This window comes from Agrobacterium larrymoorei (genome assembly GCF_005145045.1).
In the GTDB taxonomy this organism is placed as follows: Bacteria; Pseudomonadota; Alphaproteobacteria; order Rhizobiales; family Rhizobiaceae; genus Agrobacterium; species Agrobacterium larrymoorei.
The window spans coordinates 1-15,339 of record NZ_CP039691.1; the positions used below are offsets into that span (position 1 = coordinate 1).

Consider the following 15,339-nt stretch of genomic DNA (forward strand, 5'->3'; position numbering starts at 1 on the left):
ATGCAATTGAATTTGGCAATGGGCGCGGTGGCAAACGGGGACCGCGCACAGAAGGCTGTTGATGCAGTTTGCAATGATGCGGCGGGAGACAAACCGGACATGAAGCACGACGCGCTGTTTGAACGTTTTAGCGCGCGGCTCAAGGCTCAGGTTGGTCCAGAGGTTTACGCAAGCTGGTTTGCCCGGCTGAAACTCCATTCGGTATCGAAGAGCGTCGTTCGCTTTACGGTTCCGACGACATTTCTGAAATCCTGGATCAACAACCGTTACATCGATCTCATCACGACGCTGGTGCAGAGCGAAGATGCAGACGTGTTGAAGGTCGAAATCCTTGTTCGTTCGGCCAGCCGCCCGGTGCGTGCAGCGCAGACGGAAGAGCGCGTTCAACCGCAGCAGGACATGGGCATGAGCGCACAGCGCGCGAAGCCCTTCATTCCGCCGCAGCCCGTTGCTGCTTCCAGCCTTGCTGGCAGTGCCGCGGCATCCGCGCCAGCGCCGCGCCATTCGGGTTCCGGCCCGCTTTTCGGCTCTCCGCTCGACATCCGCTTCACTTTCGATACCTTCGTTGAAGGGTCTTCGAACCGTGTTGCCCTGGCTGCCGCCAAGACGATTGCGGAAGCCGGTGCCGGTGCCGTGCGCTTCAACCCGCTCTTCATTCATGCGGGTGTAGGCCTTGGCAAGACGCATCTTCTTCAGGCCATCGCGAATGCCGCCATCGACAGCCCGCGCAATCCGCGCGTGGTCTATCTGACGGCTGAATATTTCATGTGGCGTTTCGCCACCGCGATCCGCGACAATGATGCGCTGACGCTGAAGGATACGCTGCGCAATATCGATCTGCTGATCATCGACGATATGCAGTTCCTGCAGGGCAAGATGATCCAGCACGAATTCTGCCATCTCCTGAACATGCTGCTCGACAGCGCCAAGCAGGTCGTGGTTGCTGCGGACCGTGCGCCCTGGGAGCTGGAATCGCTCGATCCACGCGTTCGTTCGCGTCTTCAGGGCGGCATGGCCATCGAGATCGAAGGCCCGGATTACGAGATGCGTTACGAGATGCTGAAGCAGCGTATCGAAACCGCCCGTCAGGAAGATCCGTCTTTCGAAATCGCCGAAGACATCGTTTCGCATGTTGCGCGCAGCGTAACGGCAAGCGGTCGCGAATTGGAAGGCGCCTTCAACCAGCTGATCTTCCGCCGCTCCTTCGAGCCGAACCTGTCTGTCGAGCGTGTGGATGAGCTGCTGTCGCATCTCGTCGGCACGGGCGAAGCCAAGCGCGTGCGCATCGAGGACATCCAGCGTATCGTCGCGCGGCATTATAATGTCTCGCGTCAGGAACTGGTCTCCAACCGCCGTACCCGTGTCATCGTCAAGCCGCGCCAGGTTGCCATGTATCTCGCCAAGATGCTGACGCCGCGTTCCTTCCCGGAAATCGGACGCCGCTTCGGCGGTCGCGACCACACAACGGTCCTCCATGCCGTTCGCAAGATCGAAGAACTGATCTCCGGCGACACGAAGCTCGGCCACGAGGTGGAACTTCTCAAGCGCCTGATCAACGAAAACAACGCGTAAGCACGCGGTCGGCCAGAAGGCCGACTTGCCCGCGGACTTCAAAAATCAAAAAAGGGCGTTGTTAGAGACAGCGCCCTTTTTGTTGTGGCATCGGCGTAGAACTGGCTTGAGGACGGCGCAGAAAGTTTGTTCGGTCAGGCGCCCTTGGTGCCTGACTCGACCTGCATCTCTTTTACGGATGCGTCTTTAGCGTTCTGCGCGCTTTCGCGGCGAAGCGGTCCGCCGATCGGACAAATTTCCTGGACAAAACCGGTCAGCGTGCTTGCAAGCGTATCCGGCATCTGCCGATAGTAGACATATTTTCCGCGCTTCTCAGACGCCACAAGCCCGGCATGCTCAAGCAATTGAAGATGCTGCGAAATAGACGGCTTCGACATATCGAAGCGTGCGGCTATATCCCCCGCATTCATCTCTTGATGGGCGACATAGGCCAGGATTTTTCGGCGTATGGGCGAAGACAGGGCTTCGAATATCAGCTGTATGGTCATGATGCTTCATACCATTAAACAATTAGGTAATCAATTAATTGTTGACAGACTTACATTTAGTCGATTACCTAATTGTATAAATGAAGCAAGGAGATCGGCATGCACATTCGTTCCAGCTGGATTTTCGATTGCAGCCCAGACGAGATATGGCCGCATTTTCTTCACGCCCGCATGGATGACAGACGCCCTCTCCTTTTCCGCTTCGGCATTCCCAAACCCATGAGCTGCAAGGTTCTGGAAGGTGAAGCAAAGGTCGGCAATACGCGCCAATGCACCACAGATCTTGGCACGATCAATCAGCGTATCCTGATCTGCGATGTGAACCGGAAATTACGTTACCGCATGCAGGAATCCACCGTCTGGTGCGGTGATTGGGTGGATGTGCTGGAGGACGAGTTCACACTCACTCCGCTTGATGGAAACCGGACGCGCGTCGAGCGAAAGACGGAATTTCGAAGCAAAGGTCGTTTTCGGTTGCTCAAGCAGCTTGGAATGTGGATCGCGCTCGTTCAGGCGCATCGTTACGCTTCTTCCAACTGGAAGCGACTGTCGATGACACGCAAGGCAAAAGGCGAACTCGAGGAAATCGCGGCATGATGACCCCGTCCGTGTTTTTTCGTTGCGCCTATTGCGTCGAATTCATTGTTTTTGCTCTGCCGCTCTATCTGCTCGCTGCAGTTCTTGCGCCGGTTGGCGCATTCGCTGTGGCGCTGACACCGATAGCTTTGCCCGCCTACATGGTTACGGGTCTGATTGATCCGGAAACCTTGCCGGGCCTGTTTGGATCTGTAGCCTTCGTCCTGTTCGTCGTAGCCGCTTATTTCGCCTTGTGGCAGTTAGGAAGGTTGTCTCTCGTTTACGTCAAAAACGGATCGAAGGGTTTGGTGAGGCATCGTCGCGATCTTCGCATCGGGTTGCTCGTCGCCATCATTCCCATAGGCACTATGGGATTTCTTGCATGGGCCTTTACGATCGCCAGTGATGCCTTTGCTAATGGAGGCTTCATCTTCTGGCTGGGTCTACCGCCGATCATTCTCGCAGCACATCTCTGGCTCGCAACGCGATTTGCGCGGGACAACGGATCACTTACTGAAGAATAGCAAAAGCCCGCTCCCATGGAGAGGGAAGCGGGCTTTAGCATACCGGAAATGTAAGAACAGCTGTTACTTCGTTCCGTACATACGGTCGCCAGCATCCCCGAGACCGGGCATAATGTAGCCCTGTTCGTTGAGATGGCTGTCGATGGAAGCCGTGTAGATCGGGACATCCGGGTGTGCTTCGTGAAAGTTCTTGATGCCTTCGGGTGCGGCCAGCAGGCAGAGGAAGCGGATGTTTTTTGCGCCGCGCTCTTTCAGTTTTTCCACGGCGGCGATGGAGGAGTTGCCGGTTGCCAGCATCGGATCCACGACGATGATCAGGCGGGCATCGAGGCTTTCCGGGGCCTTGAAGTAATATTCGACGGCTTCCAGCGTATCGTGATCGCGGTAGACGCCGATATGCGAGACGCGCGCGGACGGAACGAGTTCCAGCATGCCTTCCAGCAGGCCGTTACCGGCGCGAAGGATGGATGCGAAAACCAGCTTCTTGCCTTCCAGCACCGGTGCTTCGATGGTCTGCATCGGCGTTTCGATGGTCGACATCGTCAGGTCTAGATCGCGCGTCACCTCATAGCAGAGCAGCGTGGAAATCTCGCGCAGAAGCCGGCGGAAGCTTGCCGTCGATGTTTCCTTCTTGCGCATGATGGTGAGCTTGTGCTGCACGAGCGGGTGATTGATGACTGTGACGCCGTCCATGGAAACTGGCCTTTCCTTTTTCTTTGTATCGTTTTCTATTTGACCGAATGGCAGGATTTCGCAAGACCGCAGAGGCGTTTTAAGCCGCAGTCTTGCATCTTGGTCTCAGGCTGACACTCGTGTCGATGCATCGAACCTTGCCAGAAGCGTCTGGCGGGTCACCTCATCCACGAATACTGCCTCGAGCGCCGTGCGTGTCATGGCATTGATTTCGGCATCGGTGAAGCCGAATGCATGGCGGGCAATCTCATATTCCTGCGCAAGCGAAGTGGCGAAGAAGGGTGGATCGTCCGAACTGATGCAGACGCGCACGCCCGCATCACGCAGGCGCTTCAGTGGATGGCTGTCGAAATCCGGGTAGACATTGAGCGCGATATTGGAGCCGGGGCAGACCTCCAGAACCGTGCCAAGCTCTGCAAGACGCTTGACGAGATCGGCATCCTCGATGGCGCGCACGCCATGGCCGATACGCTGCGGCTTGACCAGATCCAGAGCGTCGGCAACGCTGAATGCGCCGCAGACTTCGCCTGCATGGATGGTCAGGCCAAGCCCCGCATCGCGGGCGATATCGAAGGCGCGCGCATAATCGGCCACGCGGCCCATGCGCTCTTCGCCTGCCATGTTGAAGCCGGTGATCAGCGGGTGTTTGACGCGGGCGGCATATTCCGCAGCAGCGATGACGCTTTCCGGGCCGAAATGCCGCTCGCCCGTGACGATGATGCGGGTTTCGATTCCGGTCTTTCCCCTGGCCCTCCGAATGCCCTCGGTGATGCCTGACAGATAGGCGTCGGCACCGAGGCCGATGCGGTCGCCGTGATCCGGCGAGATGATGAGCTCGCTGTAAATGGTGTTCTCGCCAGCCAGTTCGGTGAGGTAGGTCTCAGCCAGAAGCGCGTAGTCTTCTTCCGTCTTGAACACCTGCGCGACGTCATCATAGCAGCGGATGAATTCGGCGAAATCGGTCCAGACGTAAGCGCCGTTACGCAGGAATTCGCTGGTATCGACATTGTATTTGCGCGCCTGTTCGAGCACGAGCGATGGCGGGGCTGCGCCTTCCAGATGGCAATGAATTTCCGCTTTCAGAAGATGAGACGTCACATGAAACTCCTGCCATGTCGGCCAGTCGGTATGCTAAGATGGGCGGCAATGCTCTCGCCGATATCGGCATAGGTCGAGCGGATGCCGATATTTCTTTCGCGGATGCCGGGGCCGAAGGCCATGATCGGCACGCGTTCTCGGGTGTGGTCCGTGCCCCGCCATGTCGGGTCGCAGCCGTGGTCGGCGGTCAGAAGCGCTATATCGCCGGGCTGCATCTTGCGGTGAATTTCCGGCAGGCGGGCATCGAAGGCTTCCAGCGCCGCTGCGTAACCGGCGACATCGCGGCGATGGCCGTAATTCATGTCGAAATCGACGAAATTGGTGAAAACCAGATCGCCGTTCAGCGCTTCGTCCATGGCCTCCAGCGTCGCATCCATCAGCGCATCGTTGCCATTGGCCTTGATGACGCGGGACACGCCCTGATGGGCATAGATATCACCGATCTTGCCGATGGCGAGCACCTTGCGGTCCATTTCCACAAGGCGGTCGAGAAGCGTCGGCTCTGGCGGAAGTACGGAGAAATCGCGTCGGTTACCGGTGCGGGTGAAGGTCGCTGCCGTCTCTCCGACGAAAGGCCGGGCAATGACGCGGCCAATATTGAGGGGATCGAGGATTTTGCGGACGACTTCACAGAGAGCGATAAGCCGTTCCAGACCGAAATGCGTCTCGTGGGCGGCGATCTGGAATACCGAGTCCGACGATGTGTAGCAGATGGGCTTGCCGCTGCTGATAAGTTCTTCACCGAAGCGGGCGATGATCTCGGTACCGGATGCATGGCAGTTGCCGAGAATGCCGGGGACATTCCCCTGCTCGCAGATGGCCTCAACCAGCTCCGGCGAAAACGCATCGCCTTCCGTTGAGAAATAACCCCAATCGAAGCGAACGGGCGTTCCGGCGATTTCCCAATGGCCGGACGGCGTGTCCTTGCCCTTGGAAATCTCGTTGGCGCAGCCATGCAGGCCATAAATGCGCTCTGGCGGGGGCATCCCCGCGGGCACATCGCCGCTTGCCAGTTCTGCGATCTTCAGCAGGCCCAGCGCCGACATGTTCGGAAGCTTCAGCGGGCCCGAGCGAAGTCCTTCTCTATCCGCCGCACCGGCTGCGCAGAATTCCGCGATATGGCCGAGCGTATTTGCGCCAAGATCACCGTAATGTTCGGCATCCGGTGCGCCGCCGACGCCGAAGGAATCGAGAACCAGAAGAAATGCGCGGGCCATGTCTCACCACGAAAAACGCGGCACCATCGCCGCGATACAAAAGACTTGTATAAAACAACGGACACGAAAAGGTGAAACGCTTTATTGCGACAGCCTGAAGCCGGGCAGCGCTTCCTATTCCTCTTCAGCAGGACGTCTGGGCGAATTGAGGTTGCGCGTTACGAACCAGCCCGCAGCAACCGTCATGGCCGCCAGAATGTACCATGTGATGGCGTAGGAAAGATGGTTGTTGGGGAAGGTGAGCATGGTCTTGCCGCCAATCGGGAGGCCGCCCGGGTTCGGCGTCGCATCCGCATCCACATAGAATGGTGCGATGTTGGACAGGCCCCTCACCTCGGCGATTTGAGCAATGTTGCGGGAATACCAGCGATCATTCTGCGGATCGTTGGTGCGCAGGAACAGGCCGCCGGTTTCCGGTGCGCGCATCAGGCCGACGACGGTGACGATGCCCGGCACTTCTCCCTCTGCCCGGGTAGAAGGATCGCGCTTGTCGCTTGGCACGAAGCCGCGATTGACGATGACAAGCGAGCCATCATCGCGCTGCAGCGGCGTCAGCACCCAGTAGCCCGGCCCCAGATCGGAGACGGTGTAGACCTGCACTTCATCCTGATGATGGAATGTGCCCGTTAGGCTCACCCGGCGATATTCATAGCTGGACGGGTCTTGCAACGATCCCCAATTAGATGGCGGCGGTGCCGAGACGGGCTCCGCATGGGCACGCTGCTCCACCTGTGCGATGAGGTCGAGCTTCCATGAAAGGCGCTTCACCTGCCATGTGCCGAGCGCCAGCAAAAACGCGGTGAGGACGACCGTCATCAGAATGACGACGATGGCTGCGGGGCGGATGCGCTTTTTCGGAGATGTCTGCATGTCAGTTTTCACGGGAGCGTCCTGCTCAACAAATAACCCCATGAATCCGCTCTCCGATTCATGGGGTTATTGGTCTTTTCGGAGGACATGTCCGCGCCTTTAAAGCGCGGACTTTGATAGGGCTGACCTTATGAGGGATCAGGGCAGATTCTTCATCTGCTCCATCGTCATGGTCGGCATCATGTTCTTGTTCATGTTGTACATGACCCAGAGCGAACCGACGAGCGTGATCATGACCACCACGAGGGTAAAGAGCAGCGACATGAAGGTCCAGCCGCCCTGCGACTTGGTGTTCATGTGCAGGAAGTAGATCATGTGCACGAAGACCTGGATGACACCGAAGACCATGATGACGATGACGGTGGTGGTGCGATCCTGAAGCACGTCACCCATGACCAGCCAGAATGGAATGGCCGTCAGGATGACCGACAGGATGAAGCCGATCATGTAGCTCTTGAAGGAACCGTGATCCTCACCGCTATCGTGGTGGTGATCGTTGTGACCATGGCCGTGGCCATGATCGTGATCATGTGTGTGTGCGTTCGAAGCCATTACAGAACTCCAACCAGATAGACGAACGAGAAGACGCCGATCCAGATGACGTCGAGGAAGTGCCAGAACATGGACAGGCATGTCAGGCGGCGCATGTTTTCCGCATGCAGGCCAAACTTCTTGACCTGAACCATCAGCGTCACGAGCCAGATCACACCGAAGGTGACGTGCAGACCGTGGGTGCCGACCAGCGCGAAGAAGGCCGAAAGGAAGGCCGAGCGCTGCGGACCCGCGCCCTCTTCGATCAGGTGATGAAACTCGTAGAGTTCCAGCCCGAGGAAGGCGAGGCCGAAGATGCCGGTGATGGCGAGCCAGAGAAGTGTCGAATTGACCTTCTTCTTCTGCGCCTCCAGCATGGCAAAGCCATAGGTGATGGAGGAGAACAGCAGGAAGCCGGTGTTGATGGCAACCAGCTTCAGATCGAAAAGGTCCGCGCCGGAAGGACCGGCCGCATAGCTGCGGCCGACGACGGCGTATGTTGCAAAGAGCGTTGCGAAGATCAGGCAGTCGCTCATGAGGTACAGCCAGAAACCGAGCGAGGTGCCGTTTTCCGGGTGGTGGTCTTCCTTCAGGTAGAAGACCGGCTTTTCCGCGTTATCGGCGGTGTGTGCAGATGCTTGAGCCATTCGTTTAAGCCTGATTTGCCAGCAGCTTCGTGCGGACTGCTTCGACTTCCGTTACATCCGATGCCGGAATGTAATAGTCGCGATTGTAGTTGAAGGTATGCGCAATCGAGACCACGATGATCGCGAGCATGCTGAGGGCTGCAAGCCACCAGATGTGCCATACCAGACCGAAACCGAGAACGACGCTGATGGCGCTGATGATGACGCCCGTGCCGGTGTTCTTCGGCATATGGATCGGGATGAAGCCCTCCAGCGGACGCTCTGCGCCGCGCTTCTTCATGTCCGCCCATGCATCGACATCATGCACGACAGGCGTGAAGGCGAAGTTGTAGGCAGGCGGCGGAGAAGACGTGGACCATTCCAGCGTGCGACCGTGGAAGGGATCGCCGGTGACGTCACGCAGCTCTTCGCGCTTGAAGAAGCTGACGACGAGCGAGATGAGGAAGGACGCGATACCCAGCGCAATCAGGAACGCACCGAAGGCTGCGATCACGAACCAGATCTGCAACGACGTGTCTTCGAACTGGCTGAGGCGGCGTGTGACGCCCATCAGGCCAAGCACGTAGAGCGGCACGAAGGCGACGTAGAAGCCGATGAACCAGAACCAGAAGGACAGCTTGCCCCAGAACGGATCGAGACGGTAACCGAAGGCCTTCGGGAACCAGTAGACGATACCGGCCAGAACACCGAAGACGACGCCGCCGATGATCGTGTTATGGAAGTGCGCGATCAGGAACAGCGAGTTGTGCAGCACGAAGTCTGCCGGAGGAACGGCGAGCAGAACGCCCGTCATGCCGCCGATGACGAAGGTGATCATGAAGCCGACCGTCCAAAGCATCGGGACATCGAACTTGATGCGGCCCTTATACATGGTGAACAGCCAGTTGAAGATCTTCGCGCCCGTCGGGATCGAGATGATCATGGTGGTGATGCCGAAGAAGGCGTTGACGCTGGCGCCCGAACCCATGGTGAAGAAGTGGTGCAGCCAGACGACATAGGCGAGGATGGTGATGACCGCGGTCGCGTAAACCATCGACGTGTAGCCGAACAAGCGCTTCTGGGAGAAGGTTGCGACGATTTCGGAGAAGATACCGAAAGCAGGCAGAACCAGAATATACACTTCCGGGTGGCCCCAGATCCAGATGAGGTTGACGTACATCATCGGGTTGCCGCCGAGGTCGTTGGTGAAGAAGTTCGTACCAACGTAGCGGTCAAGCGTCAGAAGTGCGAGCGTACCGGTCAGGATAGGGAAGGATGCCACGATCAGGATGTTGGAACACAGCGAGGTCCAGACGAAGATCGGCAGGCGCATCATGGTCATGCCCGGTGCGCGCATCTTGATGATGGTGACGATCAGGTTGATACCCGACAATGTCGTTCCCACACCGGCGATCTGCAGACCCCAAATGTAATAATCGACACCCACACTCGGACTTCCCTGAATGCCCGACAGCGGCGGATAGGCCAGCCAGCCGGTCTGGGCGTATTCACCGATGAACAGCGAGATCATGGTGATCACGGCACCGGCGGTCGTCATCCAGAAGGAGAAGTTGTTGAGGAACGGGAAGGAAACGTCACGCGCGCCGATCTGGAGCGGTACGACGTAGTTCATCAGACCGGTGATCATCGGCATGGCCATGAAGAAGATCATGATGACGCCGTGGGCCGTGAAAATCTGGTCGTAATGGTGCGGGTTGAGATAACCTTCCGAACCGCCGGAGGAAATCGCCTGCTGGAGACGCATCATGATGGCGTCGGCAAAGCCGCGCAGCAGCATGACGAGCGCCAGGATGATGTACATGATACCGATCTTCTTGTGATCGATGGATGTAAACCATTCCTTCCAGAGATACCCCCAGAGACGGAAATAGGTGATCAGCCCGAGTACGGCGGCACCGCCGAAAGCCACCCCGATGAAGGTGACAATAAGGATGGGCTCATGGATTGGGATGGATTCCCACGTCAGCTTCCCTAGCAGGAACGACGTTTGATCGGTGGTGGCGACCATTTTAGCCTCTTCAATCAAATCAGAGAGCGGCGCGAAAGCGCGCCGCGGATAATCGGTTTCGTCTTAGCCGGCGCTACCGGTGGCAGGTGCGGTTTCAGCCTTGATCTGCGGCAGGGCAGCAGGCTCGAATGTCTGGCCTTCGATGGCAGCAGGCAGAGACTGTGGGCCGGATGCCACGCCATAAGGCGCAAGCGGCGTGCAGACCACGGAGTTCAGTGCCTTGGCGATATCGATGCCCTCCTTGCCGCCGCCGCCATTGGCGTCGATATGCATCATGTCACGCATGCAGAGCTTGTTCGGCTCGACGCAGCGGTTGAGAATCGCATCGTAGAGTTCCGGATCGACATTGGCGAAATACTGCACCGGCTCGCGCTCGGAAGGTTTGGCGAAGTCCAGATATTCCATGCGACCGAAAGGCTTGCCGCCCTCCTTGGCCTTGGCGACCCACTGGTCGAAGCCTTCCTGGCTCATGCCCTGGAACTTGAAGCGCATGTGCGAGAAGCCCGGGCCGGAGAAGTTTGCCGAGAAGCCATCATAGGTGCCTTCACGGTTGATGACGGCGTGAAGCTTGGTCTGCATGCCGCCCATGGCATAGATCTGGCCAGCCAGCGCCGGAACGAAAAAGGAGTTCATTGCCGTCGTGCCGGTGATCTTGAAGTTGATCGGCGTATCGACGGGTGCTGCGAACTCATTGACGCTGCCGATGCCCAGTTCCGGGTAGAAGAACAGCCACTTCCAGTCCATCGCGACAACTTCGACCGTCAGCGGCTTGTGCTGCTCGGTCACTTCGCGGGATTCATCGATGCGGTCGAGCGGGCGATAGGGATCGAGGCGGTGCGTCGAAATCCAGGTCACCGTGCCGAGCATGAGGATGATGGCAACCGGAGCCGACCAGATGACCATTTCCAGACGCGTCGAGTGATGCCACTCGGGATCGTAATCGGTAGACTTCGCAGACTCACGATACTTCCAGGCAAAGAAGATCGTCAGCGCGATGACCGGAACGATGATCAGAAGCATCAGAACGGTAGCGGTGATGATGAGGTCGGCCTGCTGGCGGGCAACGTCGCCCGATGGGTTCATGACGACGAGGTTACAGCCGCTGAGCAGCAGCAACGACGACAGGCCCAGGAGGGCCGTGGATATTTTCTTGATCGTGCGCACGTTCTTGAACTCGATTATTTCGATATGTCTCGGGAGTAGTTGCCAAATGTCATTTAATAAATGCGTAATTTTGTCGCGGTGCAGCGTTTTTTCGCACTGCAACAAGGATGGCTTTAAACCCGTCGAGACGGCAAGTGGTGGGATTATCTCAAAGTCCCGCCAATCGGCAAGCCCTTTCAAGTAAATCCGTTTGACGACCCCTATGGGCTGTGTGACAATCCGCCGCATGTGACGCAACGGAAGAGGAGCCGTTTGCGTTACGAAAATGGTTCGCCATACGCAGGAGGGCATATTATGAGCTATACCGATACGGCCAGATTTGATGGGCCGAGCACTGCAGACGTCGGCAAAAAGGCAGTTCCGGTCGATCCGGATCGCATCACCATTGCCGTCATTCTTGCTCGAATGACTGAATTTTTCGACTTTTTCGTCTACGCAATCGCCTCCGTCCTCGTCTTCCCATATGTCTTCTTCTCCTATGCGGACCCGCTGACGGCCACACTTTATTCCTTCGCCGTATTTTCCCTCGCCTTCATCGCGCGACCCATCGGCTCCCTCCTTTTCCTCCAGATCGACCGCAGGTTCGGTCGCGCCGTGAAATTGACGGCGGCACTGTTCACACTCTGTGGCTCCACGATGGCGATCAGCTTCCTGCCGTCCTATTCGGATGCAGGCATGATCGCGCCTCTGCTGCTGGCGCTTTTCCGCATCGGTCAGGGCGTTGGCCTCGGTGGCGCCTGGGACGGTCTCGTTTCGCTGCTGGCGATGAATGCACCGGAAAAGCAGCGTGGCTGGTACGCCATGATGCCGCAGATCGGCGCCGCCATGGGCTTTGGCCTTGCCAGCGCTTTCTTCATCATCTTCGTAACCCAGCTGTCCAATCCGGAATTCCTGGCCTGGGGCTGGCGCTTCCCGTTCTTCGTTGCGCTTGCGCTCAATGTACTGGCTCTCTTTGCCCGCCTGCGCATGATCGTGACGCCGGAATTCCAGACCATGCTGGAGCAGCATGAGCTTGAGCCGAAGCCGATGTTCGAGATGCTGCGCAGCCAGTCGCGCGTCGTCATCACAGGCGCCTTCGTGCCGCTGGCCAGCTTCGCGCTCTTCCATCTCGTCACCGTCTTTCCGATCAGCTGGGTAGTTCTGCACACGCAACAGCGCCTGTCGGACTTCCTGTTCGTCCAGTTCATCAGCGCCATTATCGGCGGCGGCATGATCGTCGTCTCCGGCGCGCTGGCCGACCGTATCGGTCGTCGCAAGCTGCTGGGGATTGCAGCGGCCCTCATCGGTATATTCAGCTTCATTGCACCCATCCTGATGGCGTCAGGCGATATCGGGCGATATCTCTTCGTGCTGATCGGCTTCTCGCTGCTGGGCCTGTCTTTCGGTCAGGCCGGTGGCGCGCTGGCATCGCGCTTCAGCCGTGAATACCGCTACACCGGTGCATCATTGACCTCGGATATCTCCTGGCTGATCGGTGCGGGCTTTGCGCCGCTCGTCGCGCTTGGTTTCTCGTCCAAGTTCGGTCTCTTCGCCGTTGGGCTTTATCTGCTCTCCGGCGCGGTCTGCACCATCGTTGCGCTGTATTTCAGCCGCACGCTGGACATGCCGTCCGAATAAGAAACCTCTTAAGCATATAAGCCGCGGGGCCTGATCGGCTTCGCGGCTTTTTAATGCGCGGCTTCTTTATGTCAGCAGTTGGTGCACTTGATCGCATCCGCTTCACGCTTGGCGAAGTAATAGTCTCGACCGATGGTGATGGAAGACAGGTTCGATGACAGCGTCGGCATGAACATCAGGAGATCGTGCGGGATAGAGAGCTCCGCGTGGACGAGAAACCCGTTCGCCACCAGCAGATTCTGCGGGATCGCGGCAGCCGAGCCGATTGCGTAGGGCTTTCCGTCGTTCTGGTCCCATGACCACGCAATCGTCGCCTTTTTGTTGGCGTCGATCTGAATGCCGCTGATCTTCAGCTTCAGGCCAGTCGTTGCATAAGGGACGAAGGTTGCGGCAGCGACATCTCTCATCGTGCCCAGATAGGCCTTGTCGACGCTCGCCTGCTGCGCAACGAGGTCGGCAATCGATCCCGCTGCCCGCGTGGCACGCTTGTAGACGCTGAAGCCCACCGTCAGTTCGAAAGAGGTTATGTAGAGCGACAAAAGGATCGGAAAGATGATCGCAAATTCAATCGCGCCCACACCCCTGCGATCCCGGGCGAAGCGGCGCAGCAGGCCCCCTGCCCCGTTCCATGACACTTTAGGCTTCACCGTCATCCTCTTCCTCATTGATAGGCCTCGTTGCGGTAGGCGTCGGTTGCAACGATGAGGAAATGGGACGGCATACTACCATCCGCAGGACGGATTTTCGTCAAATAGGGCCGGACGAGATCGGTGATGACCTGCCAGCGATAATAGACGCGGAGCATATTGATCGTGCTTGGGCCGCCGGGCGTGAAGCCGAAGGTGGAGGTGTTCAGGTCGTAATATTCGCCGATTGGGATCAGCGGTATCGTCGTCGGGATCGCCGCGAAGGTGTCGAACTTGCGCAGATCGATATAAAGCTTGGTTGGCTTCTTGATCTCGTCTTCCGTGCAGGTGATCATGATGGAGACTTCGGCGCAGAAGCTTTTTCGGAAGTCTTCCGGCGTTACAGTGCTGGCAATCTGTCCGGTGCGCAATTTGCGCGCCATCGTATCGGTGGCATTCGTCACCAGCTGTTCGCCGAGAAGGGCTATGAATGTTTCGATGATGGCGAAGACGACGAGAAAATAGGGAATGGCCAGCAGCGCGAATTCGATTGCGGCCGTGCCGTCGCGCGAACGCAGCAGTTTGCCGGGCAATGCTTTTCTCAAAAACGGCAGTCGCATGGCGCTTTTTCTATCTTCATGATGGGAAGCATTGAGCCCGAAAGCGTAACGGCAACGATTATTATGGTGGCTTTCTTTATATTTCCTTGCTGCAACATGTTGCATTAGGAGGATCGTGCCATTATCGCTCGAATGCGACGGACATCATACGAATGACCGTAGAAATAATATAAATATTGCCATAGATGCATCTTTGCTGGATATTCGTGTACAGTGATTGCAACCCTATTGATCTCATTCGCTCAATTTCGCCGGGAGTAATTTTTTGACCAATGTAAACGATACCGCCGAAGGCAATGTGAAAGAGAGCCCTGTCGGCTCCCGCTCAGGTGTTTCATTGGTAACCCAGACGGCGGATGCCCTGCGGCAATCCATTCTTGCCGGCCAGTACAAGCCAGGGGACAAGCTGCCGAGCGAGGCCGGGCTGACGGACCTCTACAAGGTCAGCCGAACCGTGGTGCGCGAGGCGATTGCAGCGCTGCGGGCAGACAAGCTGGTCGAGGCGCGTCATGGGGCGGGCATTTTCGTGCTGGCGCTGCCTACGCAACAGCCGCAGCCTTTTCAGGATGTCGATCACGACCGCATTTCCTCCATCATCGAATTGCTGGAACTGCGTGCCGCAGTCGAGACGGAAGCTGCGGAGCTTGCCGCCGTGCGCCGCTCGCCCGCGCAGGAAGAGGCCATCATGCGCCGGCTGGCCGCCGTTCAGGATTGCATCCAGAACGGTAAGCCGACTGCCGAAGCTGATTTCCAGCTGCATCTCTCCATAGCCGACGCCACCAACAATCCGCGTTTCCGCGAATTTCTGGAGGTCATGGGGCAGAATGTCATTCCGCGCGCGGCACTGCGCGCAACTCAAACCGAGACGACTGCGGCTTCCTATCTCCAGCAGCTTCAGGATGAGCATGATCGCATCGTTCGCGCCATTTCCGATGGAGATGCCGCGGCAGCGCGGGAAGCCATGCGCCAGCACCTGAAGGGCAGCCAGCAGAGATACCGCGCCATGCTGCGCCGCGGCTGACCGTCATTCCCATCATCTGGCACCCATAGCGGCGCCCAAGAACGCGCTGAGGAGGCGCGTTCGATCA

16 protein-coding genes are annotated in these 15,339 nt (G+C 57.8%); 5 read left to right on the forward strand and 11 right to left on the reverse strand.

What is annotated here, in order from left to right; all coding sequences use genetic code 11:
• Positions 1–99: 99 nt before the first annotated feature.
• On the forward strand, positions 100–1,572 hold the full coding sequence (gene dnaA, locus CFBP5473_RS00005) for a chromosomal replication initiator protein DnaA (protein ID WP_027674484.1): 1,473 nt from the start codon (positions 100–102) through the stop codon (positions 1,570–1,572).
• A 134-nt stretch (positions 1,573–1,706) separates the two neighbouring features.
• Here dnaA and CFBP5473_RS00010 read toward each other — a convergent pair whose 3' ends face one another.
• A complete protein-coding gene (locus CFBP5473_RS00010; protein ID WP_413228962.1) occupies positions 1,707–2,060 on the reverse strand; it encodes a metalloregulator ArsR/SmtB family transcription factor in 354 nt (117 codons plus the stop codon).
• Positions 2,061–2,159: 99 nt separating this feature from the next.
• Here CFBP5473_RS00010 and CFBP5473_RS00015 point away from each other — a divergent pair, with 99 nt between their 5' ends.
• A complete protein-coding gene (locus CFBP5473_RS00015; protein ID WP_027674486.1) occupies positions 2,160–2,657 on the forward strand; it encodes an SRPBCC family protein in 498 nt (165 codons plus the stop codon).
• Positions 2,654–3,160 (forward strand): hypothetical protein, encoded by a 507-nt coding sequence (locus CFBP5473_RS00020; protein ID WP_027674487.1) that lies wholly within the window; start codon positions 2,654–2,656, stop codon positions 3,158–3,160. Before CFBP5473_RS00015 ends, CFBP5473_RS00020 begins: the two co-directional genes overlap by 4 nt.
• A gap of 63 nt (positions 3,161–3,223) precedes the next feature.
• Here the strand turns inward: CFBP5473_RS00020 and upp are convergent, their stop codons facing one another.
• The 8 genes from upp to cyoA all read right to left on the reverse strand — a co-directional run bounded on the left by upp (position 3,224) and on the right by cyoA (position 11,388).
• Positions 3,224–3,853 carry a uracil phosphoribosyltransferase gene (gene upp / locus CFBP5473_RS00025; protein WP_027674488.1) on the reverse strand — a complete coding sequence of 210 codons (630 nt, stop codon included), beginning with the start codon at positions 3,851–3,853 and terminating at the stop codon, positions 3,224–3,226.
• A gap of 105 nt (positions 3,854–3,958) precedes the next feature.
• On the reverse strand, positions 3,959–4,951 hold the full coding sequence (locus CFBP5473_RS00030; RefSeq protein ID WP_027674489.1) for an adenosine deaminase: 993 nt from the start codon (positions 4,949–4,951) through the stop codon (positions 3,959–3,961).
• Positions 4,948–6,168, reverse strand: a complete 1,221-nt coding sequence (locus CFBP5473_RS00035; protein ID WP_027674490.1) for a phosphopentomutase — start codon at positions 6,166–6,168, stop codon at positions 4,948–4,950. Before CFBP5473_RS00035 ends, CFBP5473_RS00030 begins: the two co-directional genes overlap by 4 nt.
• 114 nt (positions 6,169–6,282) lie before the next feature.
• Positions 6,283–7,038 (reverse strand): SURF1 family protein, encoded by a 756-nt coding sequence (locus CFBP5473_RS00040; protein ID WP_037170805.1) that lies wholly within the window; start codon positions 7,036–7,038, stop codon positions 6,283–6,285.
• 138 nt (positions 7,039–7,176) lie between these two features.
• Positions 7,177–7,590 carry a cytochrome o ubiquinol oxidase subunit IV gene (gene cyoD / locus CFBP5473_RS00045; RefSeq protein ID WP_027674492.1) on the reverse strand — a complete coding sequence of 138 codons (414 nt, stop codon included), beginning with the start codon at positions 7,588–7,590 and terminating at the stop codon, positions 7,177–7,179.
• Positions 7,590–8,216, reverse strand: a complete 627-nt coding sequence (gene cyoC / locus CFBP5473_RS00050) for a cytochrome o ubiquinol oxidase subunit III (protein ID WP_027674493.1) — start codon at positions 8,214–8,216, stop codon at positions 7,590–7,592. Before cyoC ends, cyoD begins: the two co-directional genes overlap by 1 nt.
• A gap of 4 nt (positions 8,217–8,220) precedes the next feature.
• On the reverse strand, positions 8,221–10,224 hold the full coding sequence (gene cyoB / locus CFBP5473_RS00055; protein ID WP_027674494.1) for a cytochrome o ubiquinol oxidase subunit I: 2,004 nt from the start codon (positions 10,222–10,224) through the stop codon (positions 8,221–8,223).
• A 63-nt stretch (positions 10,225–10,287) separates the two neighbouring features.
• Complete coding sequence (cyoA, locus tag CFBP5473_RS00060) at positions 10,288–11,388, reverse strand: ubiquinol oxidase subunit II (protein ID WP_413228961.1); 1,101 nt, start codon at positions 11,386–11,388, stop codon at positions 10,288–10,290.
• A 294-nt stretch (positions 11,389–11,682) separates the two neighbouring features.
• On the opposite strand from cyoA, the gene CFBP5473_RS00065 reads away from it, so the two are divergent.
• Positions 11,683–13,005, forward strand: a complete 1,323-nt coding sequence (locus tag CFBP5473_RS00065) for an MFS transporter (protein WP_027674495.1) — start codon at positions 11,683–11,685, stop codon at positions 13,003–13,005.
• Between the two features lie 71 nt (positions 13,006–13,076).
• On the opposite strand, the gene CFBP5473_RS00070 is transcribed toward CFBP5473_RS00065, so the two are convergent.
• Positions 13,077–13,658: a TadE/TadG family type IV pilus assembly protein gene (locus CFBP5473_RS00070; RefSeq protein WP_051441206.1), complete on the reverse strand. Its 582-nt coding sequence runs from the start codon at positions 13,656–13,658 to the stop codon at positions 13,077–13,079.
• An 8-nt stretch (positions 13,659–13,666) separates the two neighbouring features.
• Entirely contained in the window at positions 13,667–14,251 is a 585-nt protein-coding gene (locus CFBP5473_RS00075) for a TadE/TadG family type IV pilus assembly protein (protein WP_027674497.1), read from the reverse strand.
• Between the two features lie 265 nt (positions 14,252–14,516).
• On the opposite strand from CFBP5473_RS00075, the gene CFBP5473_RS00080 reads away from it, so the two are divergent.
• Positions 14,517–15,272: a FadR/GntR family transcriptional regulator gene (locus CFBP5473_RS00080; RefSeq protein WP_234881766.1), complete on the forward strand. Its 756-nt coding sequence runs from the start codon at positions 14,517–14,519 to the stop codon at positions 15,270–15,272.
• The last annotated feature ends 67 nt before the right edge of the window (positions 15,273–15,339 follow it).

Bases quoted from the DNA above. Each gene is read 5' to 3' on its own strand.
- CFBP5473_RS00070 (WP_051441206.1), bottom strand. From the start codon at position 13,658: ATGACGGTGAAGCCTAAAGTGTCATGGAACGGGGCAGGGGGCCTGCTG.
- dnaA (WP_027674484.1), top strand. From the start codon at position 100: ATGAAGCACGACGCGCTGTTTGAACGTTTTAGCGCGCGGCTCAAGGCT.
- CFBP5473_RS00035 (WP_027674490.1), bottom strand. From the start codon at position 6,168: ATGGCCCGCGCATTTCTTCTGGTTCTCGATTCCTTCGGCGTCGGCGGC.
- upp (WP_027674488.1), bottom strand. From the start codon at position 3,853: ATGGACGGCGTCACAGTCATCAATCACCCGCTCGTGCAGCACAAGCTC.
- CFBP5473_RS00015 (WP_027674486.1), top strand. From the start codon at position 2,160: ATGCACATTCGTTCCAGCTGGATTTTCGATTGCAGCCCAGACGAGATA.
- cyoB (WP_027674494.1), bottom strand. From the start codon at position 10,224: ATGGTCGCCACCACCGATCAAACGTCGTTCCTGCTAGGGAAGCTGACG.
- CFBP5473_RS00040 (WP_037170805.1), bottom strand. From the start codon at position 7,038: ATGCAGACATCTCCGAAAAAGCGCATCCGCCCCGCAGCCATCGTCGTC.
- cyoD (WP_027674492.1), bottom strand. From the start codon at position 7,590: ATGGCTTCGAACGCACACACACATGATCACGATCATGGCCACGGCCAT.
- CFBP5473_RS00075 (WP_027674497.1), bottom strand. From the start codon at position 14,251: ATGCGACTGCCGTTTTTGAGAAAAGCATTGCCCGGCAAACTGCTGCGT.
- cyoC (WP_027674493.1), bottom strand. From the start codon at position 8,216: ATGGCTCAAGCATCTGCACACACCGCCGATAACGCGGAAAAGCCGGTC.
- CFBP5473_RS00020 (WP_027674487.1), top strand. From the start codon at position 2,654: ATGATGACCCCGTCCGTGTTTTTTCGTTGCGCCTATTGCGTCGAATTC.
- CFBP5473_RS00010 (WP_413228962.1), bottom strand. From the start codon at position 2,060: ATGACCATACAGCTGATATTCGAAGCCCTGTCTTCGCCCATACGCCGA.
- CFBP5473_RS00065 (WP_027674495.1), top strand. From the start codon at position 11,683: ATGAGCTATACCGATACGGCCAGATTTGATGGGCCGAGCACTGCAGAC.